Source organism: Anabaena sp. EIM26 (assembly GCF_057568715.1).
In genome coordinates this window covers 4686819-4706168 of record NZ_CM172472.1, presented here as the reverse complement: position 1 = coordinate 4706168, position 19350 = coordinate 4686819, and the positions used below count along the sequence as shown (strand labels likewise).

The window sequence follows — 19350 nt, the reverse complement described above, 5'->3', positions numbered from 1 at the left end:
ACTTAAGTGACGCTACGTTATCACCGATACTTTCTCAACTCACTTAGGATTGCTATAGATATTTGGTGTTGCTGCATTTCTAATTACCCATTACAAAATAACTGGGTAATTAATTGGTAATGGGTGATTGGTGATTGGTCATGAACAACCAATTACCAATCTAAAATCTAAAATCCTAAAACTGTAATATAATTGCCCCCGTAGGTTTCCAGGGGGAGCGCTCGCACAATTGAGTGTATACCCATTTCAGTCCAGGCATTTGCCATTGCTGTTTCTACGGCTATTGCTCTGGTGATATTTACTAAAGCTAAAAGTGTGGGTCCTGCACCACTAATTACCATCCCATACGCGCCAGCATTAATAGCAGCCTTTTCTACCGCATCATAACCAGGAATTAAAGCTTTACGATAAGGTTGATGTAACTTATCTTGTAAAGCGGCTTTTAACCATTCTTCTTGACTAGTTGCTAGACCTCGCAGCAACAAACCCAAATGAGAAATATTGAAAATCGCATCAGCACGGCTGATTTCTGTAGGGACAACCTTTCGCGCTTCTGAAGTTGATAACTCAAAATCAGGAATTGCTACTACTGCAACTATATCCTGATGCCAGGGAATATCACAAATTTCCCAACCTGTACTGCTGGTGGCCGCTAGACGACATCCACCCAAGAACGCTGGTACTACATTATCAGGATGTCCTTCCATTGCGATCGCTAATTCCATCACCTCTAACTTAGACAATGGTGAACCTGCCAAATAATTCGCTCCCACTAACCCCCCGACAATAGCAGTGGCCGAACTCCCTAAACCACGCGCTAAAGGTACACGCAGGTTAAGCTCTATTCTTATCCCTGGTGGTGTTTGTTCTATATGTTGGTATAACTTGAGAAAGGCTTGATATAAAAGATTAGTCTCATCAGTTTGCACCTTTGCAGCTTCTGTTCCATAGGCTTGAATAATCAACCCACTAGTATCAAGAGTAGTAAAATAAAATTCGTTATGCAGCTTTAAAGCTGCACCAATGCAATCAAAACCAGGCCCCAAATTTGCAGTTGTGGCGGGAACTGTAACAGTAATGTAAGAAACAGTAGACATTTGCCGATATTCATTAATCAATAAACTAGTACCCTAGTACCGCAGGGCGGAATTAAAAATTTAAAATTAAAAAAGCTAATTTCACAAGCTTTTCAGGCATTTTTAATAGTTCGTTTATTTACGCCGTGCTGTACTACCCGGATTTCTCACCAAAATTTTCAAACCCTTATAAAATCTGGATTCTGGAGTTTCACACTGCATCAAAAATCAACCCCGTAAAAAATGCCTGAAACCGATTCTCTATAAGGGTTATACAAATTGTGATTACATTGTTTGTGAGAAATACGGATACTAGCATCTCATGGAAAGGGTTAAGTTGTTGCTAAAACTGACATTTGAGGGAGCGATCGCTGATCGAAGATATTGCTTGTCTGTTATTAATACCCGATAGCGATCGCCTTAACCCTTTATTTAAATTTCCTCAGCTTCTGAAAATTTTTGCACCAGCAATCCATTAGCATAGATGCGGGGATTGGTTTGGGCAACTATACTATAAGACTGGCGAACATGAGCATTTATAGCGACAGTTTTCACATCGTACATCTGCATAGCCATCTTGGGATAAAAACCAATCCCAATAATTAACACCAGAAAACAGGCAGCAATAAACACTTCACGCGGTCTGGCATCAGTATATACAGTTTCATTTGGCAGTAAACAATCTGTACCAAAACAAGCTGTTCCTTCATCTTCCTGATTTTCCAAACCTGCATTGTTAATGTCGCAGATTAGTGCTGCACCAGAACCATAAAATACCTGTCGCAGCATGGAAAGTAGATAAATAGGTGTCAGAATGACTCCTACAGCCGCGAGAAACACTGTTACGGTGCAGAATGTGGAAGTATAAACATCGCTACTAGTTAATCCGACAAAAACCGAAAGTTCACCGACAAACCCACTCATTCCAGGAAGTGCTAAGGATGCCATTGCACCCATTGTAAACAGAGCAAATACCTTCGGCATGGCTTGACCAATACCACCCATATCTGCCATTACCATTGTCCGAGAGCGATCGTAAGTGACTCCAGCTAAGAAGAATAGCACCGAGGCAATCAAACCGTGGGATATCATTTGCAACATCGCACCGTTGATACCCAAATCAGTAAAGGAGGCAATACCCAGGAGTACAAACCCCATGTGGGAAATTGAGGAATTAGCCAAACGCCGTTTCATATTCGTTTGGGCAAAAGAGTTCAATGCACCATAGATAATATTGACAACACCAAGAATGGCTAAAACTGGTGCAAAGTAAATATGTGCATCAGAAAGAAGTTCCAGATTGAGGCGAATCAGTCCATATCCGCCCATTTTCAACAACACACCAGCCAAAATCATCGACACAGGAGAAGATGCTTCACCGTGGGCATCCGGTAGCCAAGTATGGAAGGGAAAAATAGCAAGTTTGACACCAAATGCAATTAACAGTCCTGCATACAGTAGTAGTTGGAGGGTTAGGGGATATTCTTTATGTGCGAGTTCGGCGATATCAAAGGTGACATTTCCCCCACCATATAGCCCCATTGCTAAGGCTGCGACTAAAATAAATATAGAAGCGGCGGCAGTATAAATCAAAAATTTTGTAGCTGCGTAGCGTCGCCGTTGCCCACCCCAAATACAAACTAGTAAATATACGGGAATAAGTTCGACTTCCCACATGATGAAAAATAACAGCAAGTCTTGGGCAACAAAAACCCCTATCTGTGCCGAATATAGCACCAGCATCAGAAAGTAAAAAAGGCGTGGTCTCCGGTCAACTTGCCAGGCTGAGAAAATCGCCAGCGTGGTGACAAATCCGGCTAAAAGCACCAGCGGTACAGAAAGACCATCAACTGAGACTGCCCAGTTTAGTCCTAACTGAGGCATCCAAGCATAATTTTCTACAAGTTGAAAGCTGGAACTACTAGCATCGTAATGGTTCCAAAATGCGTAGCACATCAAAGCAAAGTCTGCCACACCTACACCCAGTGCATACCAACGTACCAGCTTGCCATCTTTATCAGGCAATACAGGAATCAAAAAGGAAGCAAGGAGTGGCAGCAGGATAATTGCAGTCAGCCAAGGAAATTGATCCGCTATCATGTCTATAGGAAAAAATACTTATCAGTGAATATTGTTATTGTACTAAACTTTTTAACAATTTCTTTATAAGTTTTTACCCCAGGTTGACATATAGAGAATATATACCTAACAAAAATCTTATGCTTAGGATTGAGTAGATGAGAACAGGTCTTGATTGGATTGATGGTCTAAAATGGACTATTAAACCCCATTTAAGATGAAAACTGTATGTCGGGATCAAGGTGATTTTTAACCTATAACCTATCAGCCAGAGAAATAGGCTCAAGATTAATGTGAGAGCAGAAAATTCACCTAAGTTATGAATATAAACATCATAATAGGACTTACTCAAGATGTGGCTGAAAACCTGATTATTACGTAGCGGTAATTCATGAATTACCGCTGCTTTCATTCTGTTTTGCGTAAGTCCTGGATACCTTGGTTAGATATTACAAAAAAATGATAGAACAAAGATGTGATTATTTACGTCTACATATGTAAATTCACAAGCTGTAGAGAAACATTCAGTATCAATCTCTACAACGGAAATTAATAGCTATTTATGCCTAGTACTACCTGGAATCGTCATCACATTCTTTCCCTGGCTGACTTCACAACTTTTGAATATAACGCGGTTTTGCAAACTGCGGCCTCATTTCAAGAGGTACTATCACGGAGAACAAAAAAAGTACCTACCTTACAGGGACAGGTGGTGGCCAATCTATTTTTTGAATCTTCTACCCGTACACGCAGCAGTTTTGAAATTGCTGCTAAACGTTTAAGTGCGGATACCCTCAACTTTGCTGCTGCAACTTCTTCGATGACAAAGGGAGAGACAATTCTCGATACAGCAAAGACCTATTTGGCGATGGGAACTGATATTATGGTGATTCGCCATCGAGAAGCGGGAGTACCGCAAGCGATCGCACAAGAAATGGATCGTTTAGGTGTCAAAGTCAGTGTCCTCAACGCCGGTGATGGTCAACACGAGCATCCTTCCCAAGGACTACTAGACTTATTTACCATTTGTACATTAATTGATCCAGCCCGACCCCGCATTGAACTATTACAAGGTAAAAAAATTGCCTTGGTTGGCGATATTCTTCATTCTCGCGTAGCCCGTTCCAATATTTGGAGTTTAATCGCCAGTGGCGCTGAAGTTCATCTCGCTGCACCTCCCACATTATTACCTAAATTCTTTAGCGAATACTTAGGTGAAGCAGCAAACACAGGAAAGTTATTCACCCATTGGCAAATAGAACCAGCTTTAGAAAATGCCGATTATGTCATGACATTGCGGTTACAAAAAGAGCGGATGACGGCTCATTTATTGCCAAGTTTGCGAGAATATCATCAACTATTTGGCATTACCCGCGCCAAACTCAAACTGTGTAAACCTAATGTCAAAGTTTTACATCCAGGACCAGTTAATCGGGGTGTAGAAATTAGCTCTGACTTAATGGATGATCCTGAATTTAGCTTAATTCAATCACAAGTTACCAGTGGTGTAGCTGTGCGGATGGCCTTGTTGTATTTTATTGGTAGTGGGAGAGCCTAATAGTAGCAGGATGGGAGATAGGGAGGGAAAATTACCCAGTCCCCATCTCACCCTCGTAAATCGGCAAAGGTCGATCAGGTAAAATGAAAACAAATCAACAATGAGGAAGTCTTTATGGCAACCCAAATCAGTGAAATCAAATCTCCCACTGAACCGGTCATCTCTTGGGAAGCCTTACCCGATGATTTTCAGTTAGAGGATGAACCGGTGGAAAATACAGGACAGCCAATATTGGCTGGTGCTTTGCGAGAAAGCTTAGAAATTGCGGGTTTTATTCAACCGCAGATGTTGATAGCCTCGAATTTTGGTTTGTGTGCCACATTAAACGGTCAATTTATCGCTAAAGCACCTGATTGGCTATATATTCCCGCAGTCAAAGAGATTGTCCCTGAACGCAAAAGCTACACACCCAATTTAGAAGGGGATGTTCCGACTATAGTTATAGAATTTTTATCAGATACTGAAGGTGGAGAATATTCTGTTAAGCGAACATATCCACCAGGAAAATGGTTTTTTTATGAGCAAATTTTGCAAGTTCCTATTTATGTAATTTTTGATCCAGATGGTGGTTTATTAGAATTTTATCAACTAGAAAATGGTCGCTACGAATTAAAACAACCGAATGAAAATGGTCTGCATTGGATTGATGCAATGGGTCTATTTTTGGGAACTTGGAGAGGAGAAAAAGAAGCCAGGACTGGTTATTGGTTAAGATGGTGGGATAAAGCAGGTAATTTGTTACCTTGGTCTGTAGAAAAGATTGCACAGGAACGTCAGGAGAAAGAACGGTTAATAGCTTATTTAAAATCGCAAGGGATAGATCCGAATAATTTACCCACAGGAACAACTTAGAGGTAGATGTAGGGGTAAAGCAAAAGTTTAACTTGACACCAATGAGCATTGCGAAACCCTTACATTGCTTATGATATGGGAGTTAAGATAGATAATCAAAACAATTTCTTACTTATTTGGTAATTAGGTTAGATTAATAAATTAAACTATCCAAACCTTTTTTACGAACTAAATGCAGTAATTTAAGAGCCGCGCCTGTAGGTCGTTTTTGCCCAATTTCCCATTTTTGAACAGTTGATAAACTGATGTTTAAAATAGCAGCAAACACAGATTGGCTTACATTGAATGATTCACGAAGTTGCTTAATTTGTTGAGGTTCTAGTGGTTCAATTGGAGGTAAACACAAGCTATCAAATTCGCGTAACGTAACTTGACTCATTACACCAGCTTTGTATAGTCCTATAGCAGTTTCGTGAACAGCCTCAAGAATTGCTGACTTCTTCTTCCTCATTACAGATTACCTCTATTAATTCATCTTTCAATTTTGCTGTTTCAATAGCCTCTGTTGTTAAAGACAACAGTTCTGATGACAGTTTTTTCAAGGCTTCTTTTTCATCCTGATCAATATTGCTACGCTCGTTTTTTGGAAACCCAAACACAAAAAACCAGCTATCTTCCTTGTTAGTAGCAACCAATGTACGGAAACCAGCCCTCTTTCCTTTTCCAAAACGGGCAATGCGTTTTTTAAATAGTCCACCTCCTAGATCCGCGTCGTAAAGACCTGCTACCATTTCTGCAACAGCATTACAGAGACTAGAATCATTTAACTTCTGATCTTTTGCCCAACGGTTAAACCATCGGGTTTTGTAGATTGCCATATTAGTTTCTTTTAACTAAAGTATATCACTTGGTGCTATAACAGGCAATTATTTAAAATGTGTATTTAGGTAAAAAAGAGAAGTTGCAAAACTTCTACAAATTCGCTGGAACTTAGGTAAACAGATTGATTTGGCAATAATCAAAACTGTCTGTCCACAGGGATATGCTGCTTTTACACAATCTTTACTGATAGCAACAAAAGCAGTTATACTAATTCTTAACTAATTTGTAACAGCTTACCTTACTTCAATAAAATGGATATTTTAAATTAATGCTATTAGATTTACTTAAAGAAGAAGCAAGTAATCTTCAGACTTTACCACAAAGATTACGAGAATTAGCTGCAATTAATGATGATCTAGCGAGATTAGTGGCTGCTAATCCTCTGTCGGAGAGTAGTTTATTGGGAGAACTTTTCATAAAAGCCAAAATCAACAAAGATGTGGAAATGCAAAGAGCGATCGCAAGTAATCCCAATACACCAAGAAAATGGTTGATTGGACTAGCATATCGGTTTCCTGAAGAGTTCTTTAGCAATCCGGCTTATGATTTATCAATTCTGGAAAATGTCAATTTTGCTCACAGGTTTGAGAAAAAATTACTCTTCAAGCTGGTTTGTACTTCTAATGCACCAACCTCTTTTCTAGAATTTGCGGCTGGCATTTGCGAGACTAATATTAAGCGTATTCGGAATAATGACTATTTTAACCACTTCTCTCTAGAAGAGCAATATGGCATTAAGTATCTTCGGATGAATATAGGGTATATGGATACATTCTTTGACGATTTTTGGAGATGGAGAGAAATTTTAATTGTTATAGCTAGTCATCAGAATACTTCCAGAAAAAAACTATTGGAGTTATCAACATCTGGTGAGGATATTGTTGCCGAACTTGCTCAGTTACGTCTTGATTTTCCCAATGATGATATAAATTTCTGGGATCAGGTGGCTTTAAATAAGAAGCCAAATCTCATTCTTTTTATTCCCCGTAGACTGATATTTAAATTGCTGCAATTGCCAGATATATCAACAATCTTTTTAAAAGCAGCATCCGAGCTTGAGACATTCCCAGGCATTCTCAATATTATTGCAAATCATCCGAAAACACCTAAAGAGGTACTCGATAAACTAGCGAAAAATAGCATTTCTTTTATTGCTGAAGCAGCAAAGCTACATATTAATTATGCTGGAGAATTGGAAACTGGATGGCGCGATCTAGCTGAAGAAAAAATTGATAGAACCCATCTGCCCAGTTTAATTATTAATACAGAAGCAATTGAACTACGATTGTGGTATACAGGAGCAATTGATGAAAGCACTTTACCTTATTTAAATCAAAAGTCAGTACACGAATATACAAGTACTTTATTAAAAATAGTTTCTTCTACTGACACACCTCGACAGATTTTAGATAATCTGGAAAACAACCCCAGAGTTTCTCAATTAATTGCTGAATGTGTTACTTATTTAAAACAGCGAGAAGCAATAGCTTTCGATTTACTTCCGGGAACGCTTCCCATAAATAGTAAGAAATTATCCGATAATTTTGCCACGAATCAAATTAACCCCATAGTTGCCGATTTAAATACTCTATTTACAAATATAGCAGATAGGAATTGGTGGATTGATATAAGATGTATCTCCATAAATAACCCAACAATTAATCTATGTTTACTTGATGTGATACAGAAAAGCAAGTCAAGAAGTAGAAGATACCATCTAAACAATATGTTTATGGATTTTGAACAAGGTAGATATAAAGAGAATAATTTAATATTGATGAGATTTTCTAATTTAGAATACTATGGCGTAATTCTAGCGACCGACCCAAGAACTTCACCGGAAATCCTATCAAAATTAGTGGAACATCCAATCCAGAAAGTGAGAGTTTTGGTAGCTAGTCATCAAAATATTAGTCAAAACTCTTTAGATAAGTTAATTGATGATCGCAATCCAGAAGTTAGAGCAGCCGCTTTGGCAAATCCTAAACTTGATTCGATACTTAGAGAACAATTAGCAACTTTGGAAAATCCAAATTTATCTTCATTAGATTTACTAGAACTAGCAAATAGTGAGCATACTGCTGTTAGAGCTAAAGTTGTTCAACATCCTAACGTTGATGGTTCAATTCTGAGAAAACTAGCTGACGATAAATTAATTGTCAGATTAGCTGTAGCTAAACATCCGAAAACTCCTGCCGAGATTCTAAATAGATTTACTCAGCATCCAGATCGAAAATTACCTCTAGCAGTTGCTCAAAATCCTGGTGCGCCAAAAGATTTACTAATTCAGTTAGCTACTCAACCCGGAGGACATGGAGGATTTCACTTTAATCCACTTAATTTAGCTGCTATTAAAAGTTTACTGATTCAAGAACCAGAAGCGGCGATTCCTGTTTTAGATCGATGTCTCAAATTTCCTGAGCGACCATCATTTTCTCGGTTTTTGGTTCTCATGAATCCTCGTATACCTAGTTCATTTTTGGCAAGATACTATAAATCTTGGTTTTGGCCAGAAAGATATGCGATCGCTCAAAACCCGAATACTGACCCCAATATTCACCAACAACTAACGCAAGACCCCAATAGGATTGTTCGTGCTGCCGCACGGGATACTCTAAAATAGAAAATAGTATTAAATCTCAGAAGTTGCACAACAGGCACTGAAGGCAAGAGCTTGATTTCAGCAAGGCTTTTGTAAAAATTAACACAGTCCATTGAGGATTCTGAGAAGACCCTCAGTGATGATTTAGAACTGTAAATACTTAACATAATTTGAGATTTTAGATTTTTTCCTTCTTAAATTAACCTCCAGAGTTGGTTAGCAATGGTATCATTCGGTTATTACAAAAAGTAAAGGGCAATTTTACTATGACCAAAGCACCTGTTGCTCCTGTGGTGCTAGTCATTTTAGACGGATGGGGCTACTGTGAGGACAAGCGAGGAAACGCAATTGTCGCTGCCAAAACTCCAATCATGGACAGTTTATGGGCAGCTTATCCCCACACCCTCATTCGCACATCAGGAAAAGCTGTAGGGTTGCCAGAAGGTCAAATGGGCAACTCGGAAGTTGGTCATTTGAATATTGGCGCTGGACGAGTGGTTCCCCAAGAACTGGTACGCATTTCAGATGCTGTTGAAGACGGTTCTTTAGCCGCCAATCCAGCACTTGTCAAAATTTGCCAGGAAGTTCGCTCTCGCAATGGCAAGTTGCATCTCATCGGCCTTTGTTCTGAGGGAGGGGTACATTCGCATATTACCCATCTATTTGGACTACTTGACTTAGCCAAAAAAGAGCAACTTCCACAAGTTTGTATTCACGCCATCACTGACGGGCGTGACACTGCCCCATCTGAGGGTATTAAAGCAATCCAAAAACTGCAAGATTACATAGATAGCGTCGGCATCGGTCAGATAGCCACCATCAGCGGTCGTTATCATGCAATGGATCGCGATCATCGTTGGGATCGAATCCAACGCGCCTATGATGTCATGACACAAGATGGTGCGGGAAATGGACTCACGGCGGTAGAGGTCTTAAAAGAATCCTACGCCAAAGGTGTAACTGATGAGTTTGTTGAGCCAGTCCGCATTACGCCTGGTGCAGTAGAACCAGGTGATGGGGTCATATTTTTCAATTTCCGCCCCGATCGCTCTAGACAATTAACTCAAGCCTTTGTTAGTCCCAAATTTGCAGGTTTTGAAAGACAGCAAATTACACCGTTGTCCTTTGTGACTTTTACCCAGTATGATCCTGAATTACCAGTATCAGTGGCTTTCACACCACAGAATCTGAATAATATTTTAGGGGAAGTCATCGCCAATCATGGTTTAAAACAGTTTCGCACCGCCGAAACCGAAAAATATGCTCACGTCACCTATTTCTTTAATGGGGGACTTGAAGAACCTTGTGATGGTGAAGACCGGGAACTAGTCAGCAGTCCCATGGTGGCAACTTATGACACAGAACCAGCAATGTCAGCCCAAGCCGTGACAGAAGTTGCGATCGCAGCCATTAAAAAGGGCATCTACTCCCTAGTGGTTATGAATTATGCTAACCCAGACATGGTAGGGCATACAGGACAAATAGATGCTACAATTACAGCCATTCAAACTGTAGATCGCTGTTTAGGTCGTCTCCTCGATACTATCGGCAAAGTTGGCGGTACAGCAATTATTACTGCTGACCACGGCAACGCTGAATATATGCTAGATGAAGATGGTAATCCTTGGACAGCACACACTACTAACCCAGTTCCCTTAATCTTGGTAGAAGGCGAAAAAGTCAAAATACCAGGATATGGCACAAATGTGGAACTGCGAAATGATGGCAAGTTAGCCGATATTGCCCCGACTATTCTGGATATTTTACAGCTACCCCAGCCACCAGAAATGACAGGTATATCACTGCTAAAACCCGCAGAATATGACTTAAAACCTATTCGCACTCCTGCACAAATAGGTTTGTAAAATAGTGAAAGCTTAACAGTTAACGATGATCAAGTTAACTGTTAACTTTTCTGAATTTGCAGTTTTGAGCGATGCCTTTGGCCAGTCTACACTAAACACGGTTGGGAAATGGACTTTTGCAAGATCACGAAAAACTCAGATGTGTAGGGGTAAAGCGCATTGCTTAATGGTGTCAACTTAAGATCAAATTCTGATGATATCTCGTTCACAGTCTCCGACTGGGAATGCTATCATAGAGGCTCTGCCTCTGTTTTCATAGAAGGCAGAGTCTTCTAGAATTCATTCCCATACAGAGTATGGGAACGAGAAATTCATAAATCATTTAGGATTACTTTATAAAGAATACGGACTAAATGAACCGCGTTCGCGCAGCGTCTCCGACAGGAAAAGGAAAGGACGCGAAGTGAAGGAAGAAGAAGAAGATAAGAATATTTCACTAGGAAGGAGATAATAGTCCTTAGCCGTTATAATTTATATCTTGGTCTGATTATTTTTGTTTTTGAATGACTTATGACACTTACTAACATCGTGCAAGGTATTTGGGCTTTTTCTGCTTTAGGTCTAATCATTCTCGTTTTACTGCATAGTCCTAAAGGTGATGGTATTGGCGCAATTGGTGGACAAGCGCAATTGTTCAGCAGTACCAAGAGTGCAGAAAATACATTAAATCGAATTACTTGGGCGCTAGTAGTAATTTTTATGGGTTTAACAGTAGTTTTAAGTGCTAATTGGTTGCCTAAATAGGTAGAAATGGGCAAAATTACCCAAATATTGATATACAAAACCCGAAATAAAATATTTTGGCGGAAGTTATTAGCAGTCCTGACTTTAATAATAAGCACGGGGCTGTTAGTTGTTTTTACTAACTTCCTGTCCAACGCTGTCATGAATAAATCTGCCCAAAAACCTGAATTTAGTAGAGATTTTATTTGGAAAGTTTCCAAAAATGAGGTTTTAGGCGCAAAGGAAGAATTAATACAAAAACCCCATCCGTTACCCCTGACCCTCAAAAATTGGCAAGATAAAACTAGTAATAGTGATTATTTTGACCAAATTACACCCACGAAAGTTGGTTATTTAATTTGGTCACGTTTTCCTGTGCAAGTGAAGATAGACAAACCGACAGGAATTAGTGAAAAACAGGCGCAAATATGGGTTAATAGCGTTTTAGAGGCTGTACAAGAGTGGAGTATTTATTTACCTTTGCAGGTAGTAGAACAGCCAGAAGCTGATATTACAATTGTCAGAAAAGCCCCACCGCTTCAGTTGTCCCCCCAAAAAATTCCCCGTGCGCGTTCTGCTTTGACTACCTTTGAGTTATACACAACTAATAATGTGTTATCCCACCGCTTTAGGATCTTGCTAAGTCCTAGCCAAGCAGGGGAATATGTACAAGCATCCGCACGTCATGAACTTGGACACGCTTTGGGAATTTGGGGTCATAGTCCTCTGCAAACTGATGTGCTTTATTTTTCCCAAGTCCGCAACCCACCAACTATTTCTGCTAGAGATGTAAATACCTTAAAGCGTGTTTATGAACAGCCTACTAATTTAGGTTGGTAATGGGTAATTGGTCTAATTTCATCTTTTACTCAGTACTTGGTACTTGCTACTGAGTACTCAAGACTCAGCACTGTTTTAGTGATAAAGTGACAGTTTACCTAGAACATTAAAAACAATACATAGTAGGGTGAAGATTAGTAATGGGTAAGGCAATAGGAATTGATTTGGGGACGACTAACTCTGTCGCTGCTTTTAAGTTAGCAGAAGTGGAAGTAGTAACAGCAAACGATAACACGCCTCCAGACCGGAAACTCACTCGTTCTGTGGTTGCTTATGACCAAGGTAAATTTTTGGTAGGAGATCAAGCCTACAACCAGCTACGCCATGACCCAGAAAATGTAATTATTTCTATTAAGCGGTTAATGGGTAGGGGTTTTGGTGATTTAGCAGTTCAAAAACAAAAGTCGGAATTTGGTTACAAAATTGCCAAACCAAACCAGGGAACAGACAACAGTATTGCTGTGTGGTTAGGAAGTCAAGAATTGCAACCTGAGGATATTTCGGCAGAAATTCTCAAAAAATTGGTGCAAAATACCCAAGCTTATCGCCAAGGAATTGGCAAAACTGGGGAAATCATTGATCAAGCTGTGATTACTATTCCGGCTTATTTCAACGATAAACAACGCTATGCTACCCGCACCGCAGCCCTCAAAGCCGGACTTACGCCTTTGGAACTGCTACCAGAACCGACAGCAGCGGCGATATCCTATGGTTTTTCACCTAATAGCGATGATGTGAAGACGATTTTGGTTTATGACTTTGGCGGTGGGACGTTTGACGCTTCAGTAATTACCGCAGCGGGAACTTCATTTATTGAACAGGGTAAAGCGGGTGATTTGTGGTTGGGAGGAGATGACATTGATTCACGCTTGGTTAAGTTTGTGACTCAACAAGTTGCTCAACAAGAAAAAATTGGTGATATTGACGGCTTAATTGCTACAATGCCCTATTATCAACGGGTGCAATTTAAGGCTGATTTAAAGATAGCGGTAGAACGGGCAAAGGTGGAATTAAGTAATGCGAAATCTGCTCAAATTAACCCTTCTACTCAATTACTTGATGAGTTCGGAATTGCGATTCCGGTTGAGGTGGAAATTACTCGTGAACAATTTGAGGAAATGATTGGTGATTTGGTAGAAAAAACGCTGCAAATTTGCCGCCAAGCTTTGGAATATGCTGAATATCACCTAGAAATGGTGGATGTGGTGCTGTTGGTGGGTGGTTCTTCCCAAATCCCCTTGGTACAAAGGAAACTTAAAGAGGCTTTTGGTGCTAATAAAGTGGTTTTACATCCCCGTCCCATGTACGCAGTGGCTGAGGGTGCAGCGATTGTGGCGGCTGGACAAACAGATAAAGTGACAACGGTATCCCGCGATTATGCTATTAAGTTAGCTGACGGTAAGTATATAAAAGTGATTAATCGGGGTGATATTTTACCCGTGACCACATCCCACACTTTGAAGACTGTGGCTGAAGGACAACGGTTGATTCATTTTCAATTTTTTAGTCCTGATGAAGATAATAATTATGAAAGAATTGGGGAAATATGGTTAGGTTTAGATGAAAAACATCCAGCCGGGACAGAAATTACAGTGTATTTAGAGTTGGATGAAAAAAATAGTGATTTGCGAATGACAGCAACTTTAAAAAATGATCCGACCGTGAAAGTTAGTTGTATTTTTTCCCGTGGTCGTGCTGATGAGAAAATATATAAAGAATTAGAGGAAGCGATCGCACAACTGAATCATCAAAATCTGACTGTATTCGGTGTGGAAGAAGCTTTGAAGTTAGCAGTACCTGTTGTGCAGTCGGCTAATCAAATTATTAATCCCATTACGGGAGAAGAACGCAGCGATTTACGGGAACGTGCGGGGGAAAATCTACAAAAATTCCAGGTATCTATGTCTCCAACTCGTCTAGAAGCCGAGACTCAGATGAATGATTGCGATCGCATTATCAAATTTTGTGATTTTATGATTCCTGAACCACAGCAAGAACGACTACAAAGCTTAAATCAGGAATTAAAATCTGTGATTAACACCAATAATCTCTCGGCGATGGAATATTACAGTGAAGAAGTCAGACGTGAACTTAGCAACCTGCCAGAAGCAGTACAGGTGATTCAAGCTTGTATTCTCGCTATCCAACAAGCTAAACCCGTTGCCCCCACCCAAGCAAATGCTATGTCTGACAAACTCTCTCGGCTGTTAATGGCGATGGAAAATGGTGATAACAATGAAGCCGAACATTTGTTAATTGAACTGCAACCAGATGTACAGAATTGGCTTAATCAAGACTTACCCAATAACAGCATTGTCACAGGACTCACACGATGAATACTAAAATTAATTGTCCTGTTTGTGGATATCAAGATATTGAGAGCAATATTTGTCCTAACTGTGATACAGACCTTTCCTTAATTCGCACACTCCAAGAATTACCATCGGTAGAAAAAAAATCCCTCAAAAGAAAATTTAGCGGTTGGACATTAGCAGTAGCTTTGTTAATGTTAATTATAGGTATGGGTTTGGGCGTGGGAAGTAGTTTTATAATTGTGCAATCTGGTCTATATAATGCAACTATTTCTGACCTTAATCCAACGGTCGTTAGTAGTATTAAATCAACAGTAAATAAGCCTGTCACACCACCAAATATTTACACTGTTAAACCTGGAGATAACCTGAGTTTGATTGCCTTAAAATTATGTGGTCAAGGTGGTGCTTGGGAAATGATCGTTAAAGCTAATCCCCAACTAGAAAAACGGGAAAACTACTATATAGATCCGGGAGAGGAGTTGAAAATTCCTAACTGTCAGGAGACAACTGAATGAGTATCTTTGACACTATAAAGGATGCCTGTCAGCAAGCAGAACAATTCGCTCTCAACAAGCAACTGCGAGAAGCTGTAACTACTGCGGAAACAGCCCTGAATATGTGGGCAGAAGAACCAAGTTTTTGGGAAGTGTTACTTGGTAAAATATTAATTGGTAATCTTGTAGATAGGTTGCAAAAACAATTAGTAGAGTGGCAAAATCAAGTTACAGAGGCAGATAAATTGGCTGCTAGGGCTAATTTGATTTTGAGGAATGATAAAGGTGATCCTTTCGTCACTAAAGGCATATCTGATGCGATCGCACTTTATCGACTATATAGTATAATTATTGAAGATGAGCAAGTATTATACTCAATTCAGCAATGCCAACAGGAACTGCAAAAGCGCAAGCAGTTTCAGGAATTGGTAAAACAAGCACAGTCACAGGCAGAAAATCGCTTCTTTAAAAATGCGATTGCTATTTACCAAGAAGCTGAGAAATTATACATCACTGAGTCAATCAAACAAGCCTTTGCTGAAGCTTTAAGCCAAGTTTCCCAAGAAGAAAGTTATAATTCTATTTTTCGCAAGGCAAAGCAAGCAGAGTCTAAAGGCAAATTGCAGGAAGCGATCGTACTTTTAGATTCCGCTGTAACTAATTTCCCTCGTGCTGACGGAATTGCTTTAGTCCAAAAACTAAAATCTACAGTCAAAGGTAGAGAACTATTTCGGCAAGGTTTAGCAGCAGAAAAAGCAGGTTTTTTCCCAGCGGCTAAATCTCTATATGAAAATGCTCAATCACTTTTACCAAATCCTCAAGAGTCCCAAATTCGCTTAGGTATAGTGGCAATTAAAATGCAAGATTGGGCAACGGCCCTATCTTATTTACAAGATTTATCAGGACAACAAGCTGCTTATCTGCGTGGTTTTGCACTAGCTCAACAAGCAAATTTAAAGTTAGCTTATTGGGAATGGCAAAATGTATCTGCGGTATCAATAAATGAGCAAAAAACAATTATTCAGGACGTTTTTCAGTATCAATTTTCATTATCTTTAAATAATATTGAAGAGTTAACCAAATCTAAACAATGGGAAAAAGCGAAAACAGCAAGTAGGGAATTTATTAAAAAATTTGGTGCTAACGCTTTAGTTGAAACTAATCTGAAAGAACATATCCAGCCAAGTTTAGAAGCCGCAGTTTGGCAAGATTCAGATTGGCAAAATATTGCTCCTAAAATGGAAAATAACTGGATTGTTAATCCTAATATTACCACATTACACAACTGGACAGTAGCAACTTATTACCATGCTCAAAGCAATCCTGATAAACTGATTGATTTAATTATTGCTTTATCCACTGCCATAGCTAATTTAAGCTCTGATCCCAGTCTCCAAAATATTCCTTGGTTGGGAAATAAAGCTGTTGACTTTAATTTTATATCTTTAGAATTAAAACGCCGTTTAGAAGCAGCAATTGATAATATCAAAAATACCAATATTGAAAAATATTTAAATTTACGTGATTACTTACGTTGGCAAATAGTTGCTCTCAGATTTATGGGAGAACCTGCTAATTCAGGAATGCAAATTAATGATGTATTTATCACACCTGGCTGTTATCACAAATTTAGTTCTCAATGGCAGAGTACTATAGTATATAAAATACATTCTAGTCAAAAAATTCTCCATTCTCTTTATACTCATTGGGGATTATCTGTGGCTGCTTGTTTAGAAGGAGATAGGCAAAGAGCAATTCAACTTAAACCGACAAATAACCATACTATTGAAGTTGAACAATTTGCTGACAATTTTGTTGCCTATCATGAAGGTTGTTATCATCTACAACAACAAAAATGGCGAGAAGCAATTACTCCTTGGCAGCAAGCAAAAGCAGAAATTAAAAATAATCAAGATTGGCAACAAGAAATAGATAGATTATGTAATTTACAGCGTCAAGTTATATCAGAGTTCCAAGAACATTTAGAATTTTCTCAATTTTGGTATGATATTATTGATACTCAATCGGCTAGTAGTTATTTGGCTGAGTACCAAGCAGAAGAAGTCAGACAAAGGCTTATTAATAAAGAAATTTCTTCACAACAAGCTTTGAAAAAACTTCAAAAACTTAAACATATTGATAGTAATAATCCCGTTGTCAATGACATTATAGAAAATGTTGAATTTGATCAGGAAATAGAAGAAATTAACCGCTTATTTAAAACTCGGAAGCATGAAGAAATGGTTAAAAAAGCTAGAAATTCAAAACGTGATAGAGTTCGCTTTATTGTCGCTGAATTCTTTATAGACTTATTAATTAAAGGTGTGGAAGAAGGTAGTTTAAATGACCCAGAAGTAATGCTACAATTAGGGCGTTGGGCTTATGAAATCTGTCCAGATGAGCCTGCATTTCAAGAAGTTTATCGGGGACTGAAATTTTGTTAAGGATTTTGTAAAAATTCAGGAGTTAGGAGTCAGGAGTCAGGAGTCAGGAGTCAGGAGGAAGAATTAGAAGGAGATCAGAATATTCTCAAATCTGGGTAAATAAACGGTTTTTGATGATTTCATCGCTTATTTATTGCACCTTCTCCTACTTTTTTCAGCCTGAAACTGTTGATATATCTAGGTTTTTGGTTTATATGCCTAACGGCACGCTCTTCGCGTTCAGCAAGCCCTACTTATGAAATGAAGAATAGAGAGAAGTGAGATTTTATCAAAATCATCAAAGTTGACCAAAAAAGCTTTATTCTCCTGACTTTTGTATTCTCTATCCTGAATATTTACGAGATTTTTGAGAACAACTTAGAGGTCGTATTGCAATATGCCTCTACCATACAGCTTTATTTATACCCTTCTAATTAAATTATGGAAAATAACCCCTACGATATTTTAGGCGTATCTCAAGCCGCATCGAAAGCAGAAATTACTAAAGCTGTAGCGGTAGCTATGAAGCGCAAACAATATCCGGTAGATGTGATTGCTAAGGCACAAAAAAGCTTGATGAAATCAGAAGAAAGAATTATTGCTGACTATTTGCGTCCAATATTGCCGACTATTAAGCGATTTAAGTATACTGATTTGACAGTTTTGACTAAACCTGCGCCTACTTTAGCATTATTATCAGAATTTGACGGCTTAGATGATGCGATCTTACAAGCTACCCAACAAGAAAACCTAGAGAGAGAACCTTTACAGATTCCGTTATCACAACTCTTCACAGAAGGAGTGACAGCTTGCAAAGAAGGAAGTTACCCCAAAGCGATAAAATATTTAGAAGACTACTGCCAAGGTTGTAGAAACCGCAATAGCCAAAATTATCTACAAGGTATGATGTGGCTGATTAAAGCCTATCAGATGGATGGACAATTACAAAAAGCGATCGCTCTTTGTGAGTCGCTGAGTAATCATACTCACCCCCAAGTCAATACTTGGGCTAACAAAATCTTAGCAATATTATCCAAAGATATAACCCGTGTCTGACTTAAATCCCACCTATTTTATCAGCCAAGAATTCCGTGATTTACTCATGCACCAAATTGGTGAAATCAAAAAAGAAAATGTTACTTTACAGCAATCATTACGAGAACAACAAACTCAAACAGCATCCGAAACTGAAGATTTCTTTTTAGAACTTTTAGAAGTTGCTGATGCACTAGAAGCTTTATTAACTTATTTGGAAAATAATCCCAGTCCTAGTCCAGAATTCATAGAACGCTTACCCCGTTCTGTAGCCGCAGTGAATCGGAAATTTTTGAGTGTATTAGGAAAACGTCAACTTATACCTATAGAATTACAAGCAGGTATAGAACCAGATTTTAACTTATGTCGCGTCATTGATCGGGAAGAAAGAACTGATGTTCCAGACCAAACCATTACTAAAATAGTCCGTCGTGGTTTTCGGTGGGGTGAAAAAATTTTGCGTCCCACAGAAGTAATTACCGCTAAAGTAGAACCAAATTTAGAATCCAGTGTAGATGCTAATGTAATATAGATGAACCTATAAATTAATTCGTAATTTGTAATTATTTCCTCTTCCCTCTGCTCCCTGCCCCCTTCTTCTTTGTATGAGTTCGCACAGAAGTAAAATGACTAATAATTCTACCTTGAGAGTCACAGTAGTTCCAA

The 19350-nt window shown here is 38.9% G+C and carries 15 protein-coding genes; 11 read left to right on the top strand and 4 right to left on the bottom strand.

Annotation, left to right across the window (positions count from 1 at the left end; all coding sequences use genetic code 11):
• Positions 1-167: 167 nt before the first annotated feature.
• Positions 168-1097: a homoserine kinase gene (gene thrB, locus AC012T_RS20290; RefSeq protein WP_487060527.1), complete on the bottom strand. Its 930-nt coding sequence runs from the start codon at positions 1095-1097 to the stop codon at positions 168-170.
• Positions 1098-1508: 411 nt separating this feature from the next.
• On the bottom strand, positions 1509-3176 hold the full coding sequence (locus tag AC012T_RS20285) for an NAD(P)H-quinone oxidoreductase subunit 4 (RefSeq protein ID WP_487060526.1): 1668 nt from the start codon (positions 3174-3176) through the stop codon (positions 1509-1511).
• A gap of 541 nt (positions 3177-3717) precedes the next feature.
• Here AC012T_RS20285 and AC012T_RS20280 point away from each other — a divergent pair.
• On the top strand, positions 3718-4713 hold the full coding sequence (locus AC012T_RS20280; RefSeq protein ID WP_487060525.1) for an aspartate carbamoyltransferase catalytic subunit: 996 nt from the start codon (positions 3718-3720) through the stop codon (positions 4711-4713).
• A gap of 114 nt (positions 4714-4827) precedes the next feature.
• Positions 4828-5565 (top strand): Uma2 family endonuclease, encoded by a 738-nt coding sequence (locus AC012T_RS20275; RefSeq protein ID WP_487060524.1) that lies wholly within the window; start codon positions 4828-4830, stop codon positions 5563-5565.
• Between the two features lie 133 nt (positions 5566-5698).
• Here the strand turns inward: AC012T_RS20275 and AC012T_RS20270 are convergent, their stop codons facing one another.
• Entirely contained in the window at positions 5699-6016 is a 318-nt protein-coding gene (locus tag AC012T_RS20270) for a helix-turn-helix domain-containing protein (RefSeq protein WP_487060523.1), read from the bottom strand.
• A complete protein-coding gene (locus AC012T_RS20265) occupies positions 5988-6383 on the bottom strand; it encodes a type II toxin-antitoxin system RelE/ParE family toxin (protein WP_487060522.1) in 396 nt (131 codons plus the stop codon). The genes AC012T_RS20270 and AC012T_RS20265 overlap by 29 nt, the downstream gene beginning before the upstream one ends.
• A 272-nt stretch (positions 6384-6655) precedes the next feature.
• Here AC012T_RS20265 and AC012T_RS20260 point away from each other — a divergent pair, with 272 nt between their 5' ends.
• From AC012T_RS20260 to AC012T_RS20220, 9 genes are all read left to right on the top strand, one after another.
• The gene (locus tag AC012T_RS20260) at positions 6656-9010 is read left to right on the top strand and encodes a hypothetical protein (protein WP_487060521.1); all 2355 of its coding nucleotides are present in this window, start codon (positions 6656-6658) and stop codon (positions 9008-9010) included.
• Between the two features lie 245 nt (positions 9011-9255).
• A complete protein-coding gene (gpmI, locus tag AC012T_RS20255; protein WP_487060520.1) occupies positions 9256-10854 on the top strand; it encodes a 2,3-bisphosphoglycerate-independent phosphoglycerate mutase in 1599 nt (532 codons plus the stop codon).
• Between the two features lie 510 nt (positions 10855-11364).
• A complete protein-coding gene (gene secG / locus AC012T_RS20250; RefSeq protein ID WP_015216141.1) occupies positions 11365-11598 on the top strand; it encodes a preprotein translocase subunit SecG in 234 nt (77 codons plus the stop codon).
• Positions 11599-11604: 6 nt separating this feature from the next.
• The gene (locus AC012T_RS20245; protein WP_487060519.1) at positions 11605-12417 is read left to right on the top strand and encodes a peptidase; all 813 of its coding nucleotides are present in this window, start codon (positions 11605-11607) and stop codon (positions 12415-12417) included.
• Between the two features lie 140 nt (positions 12418-12557).
• Positions 12558-14753: an Hsp70 family protein gene (locus AC012T_RS20240; RefSeq protein WP_487060518.1), complete on the top strand. Its 2196-nt coding sequence runs from the start codon at positions 12558-12560 to the stop codon at positions 14751-14753.
• Positions 14750-15247, top strand: coding sequence for a LysM peptidoglycan-binding domain-containing protein (locus AC012T_RS20235; RefSeq protein WP_487060517.1), 498 nt, complete (start codon positions 14750-14752; stop codon positions 15245-15247). The genes AC012T_RS20240 and AC012T_RS20235 overlap by 4 nt, the downstream gene beginning before the upstream one ends.
• Positions 15244-17670 (top strand): tetratricopeptide repeat protein, encoded by a 2427-nt coding sequence (locus AC012T_RS20230; RefSeq protein WP_487060516.1) that lies wholly within the window; start codon positions 15244-15246, stop codon positions 17668-17670. The genes AC012T_RS20235 and AC012T_RS20230 overlap by 4 nt, the downstream gene beginning before the upstream one ends.
• Before the next feature lie 420 nt (positions 17671-18090).
• Positions 18091-18705 (top strand): molecular chaperone DnaJ, encoded by a 615-nt coding sequence (locus AC012T_RS20225; protein ID WP_487060515.1) that lies wholly within the window; start codon positions 18091-18093, stop codon positions 18703-18705.
• Positions 18698-19216, top strand: coding sequence for a nucleotide exchange factor GrpE (locus tag AC012T_RS20220; RefSeq protein WP_487060514.1), 519 nt, complete (start codon positions 18698-18700; stop codon positions 19214-19216). The genes AC012T_RS20225 and AC012T_RS20220 overlap by 8 nt, the downstream gene beginning before the upstream one ends.
• Positions 19217-19350: the final 134 nt, after the last annotated feature.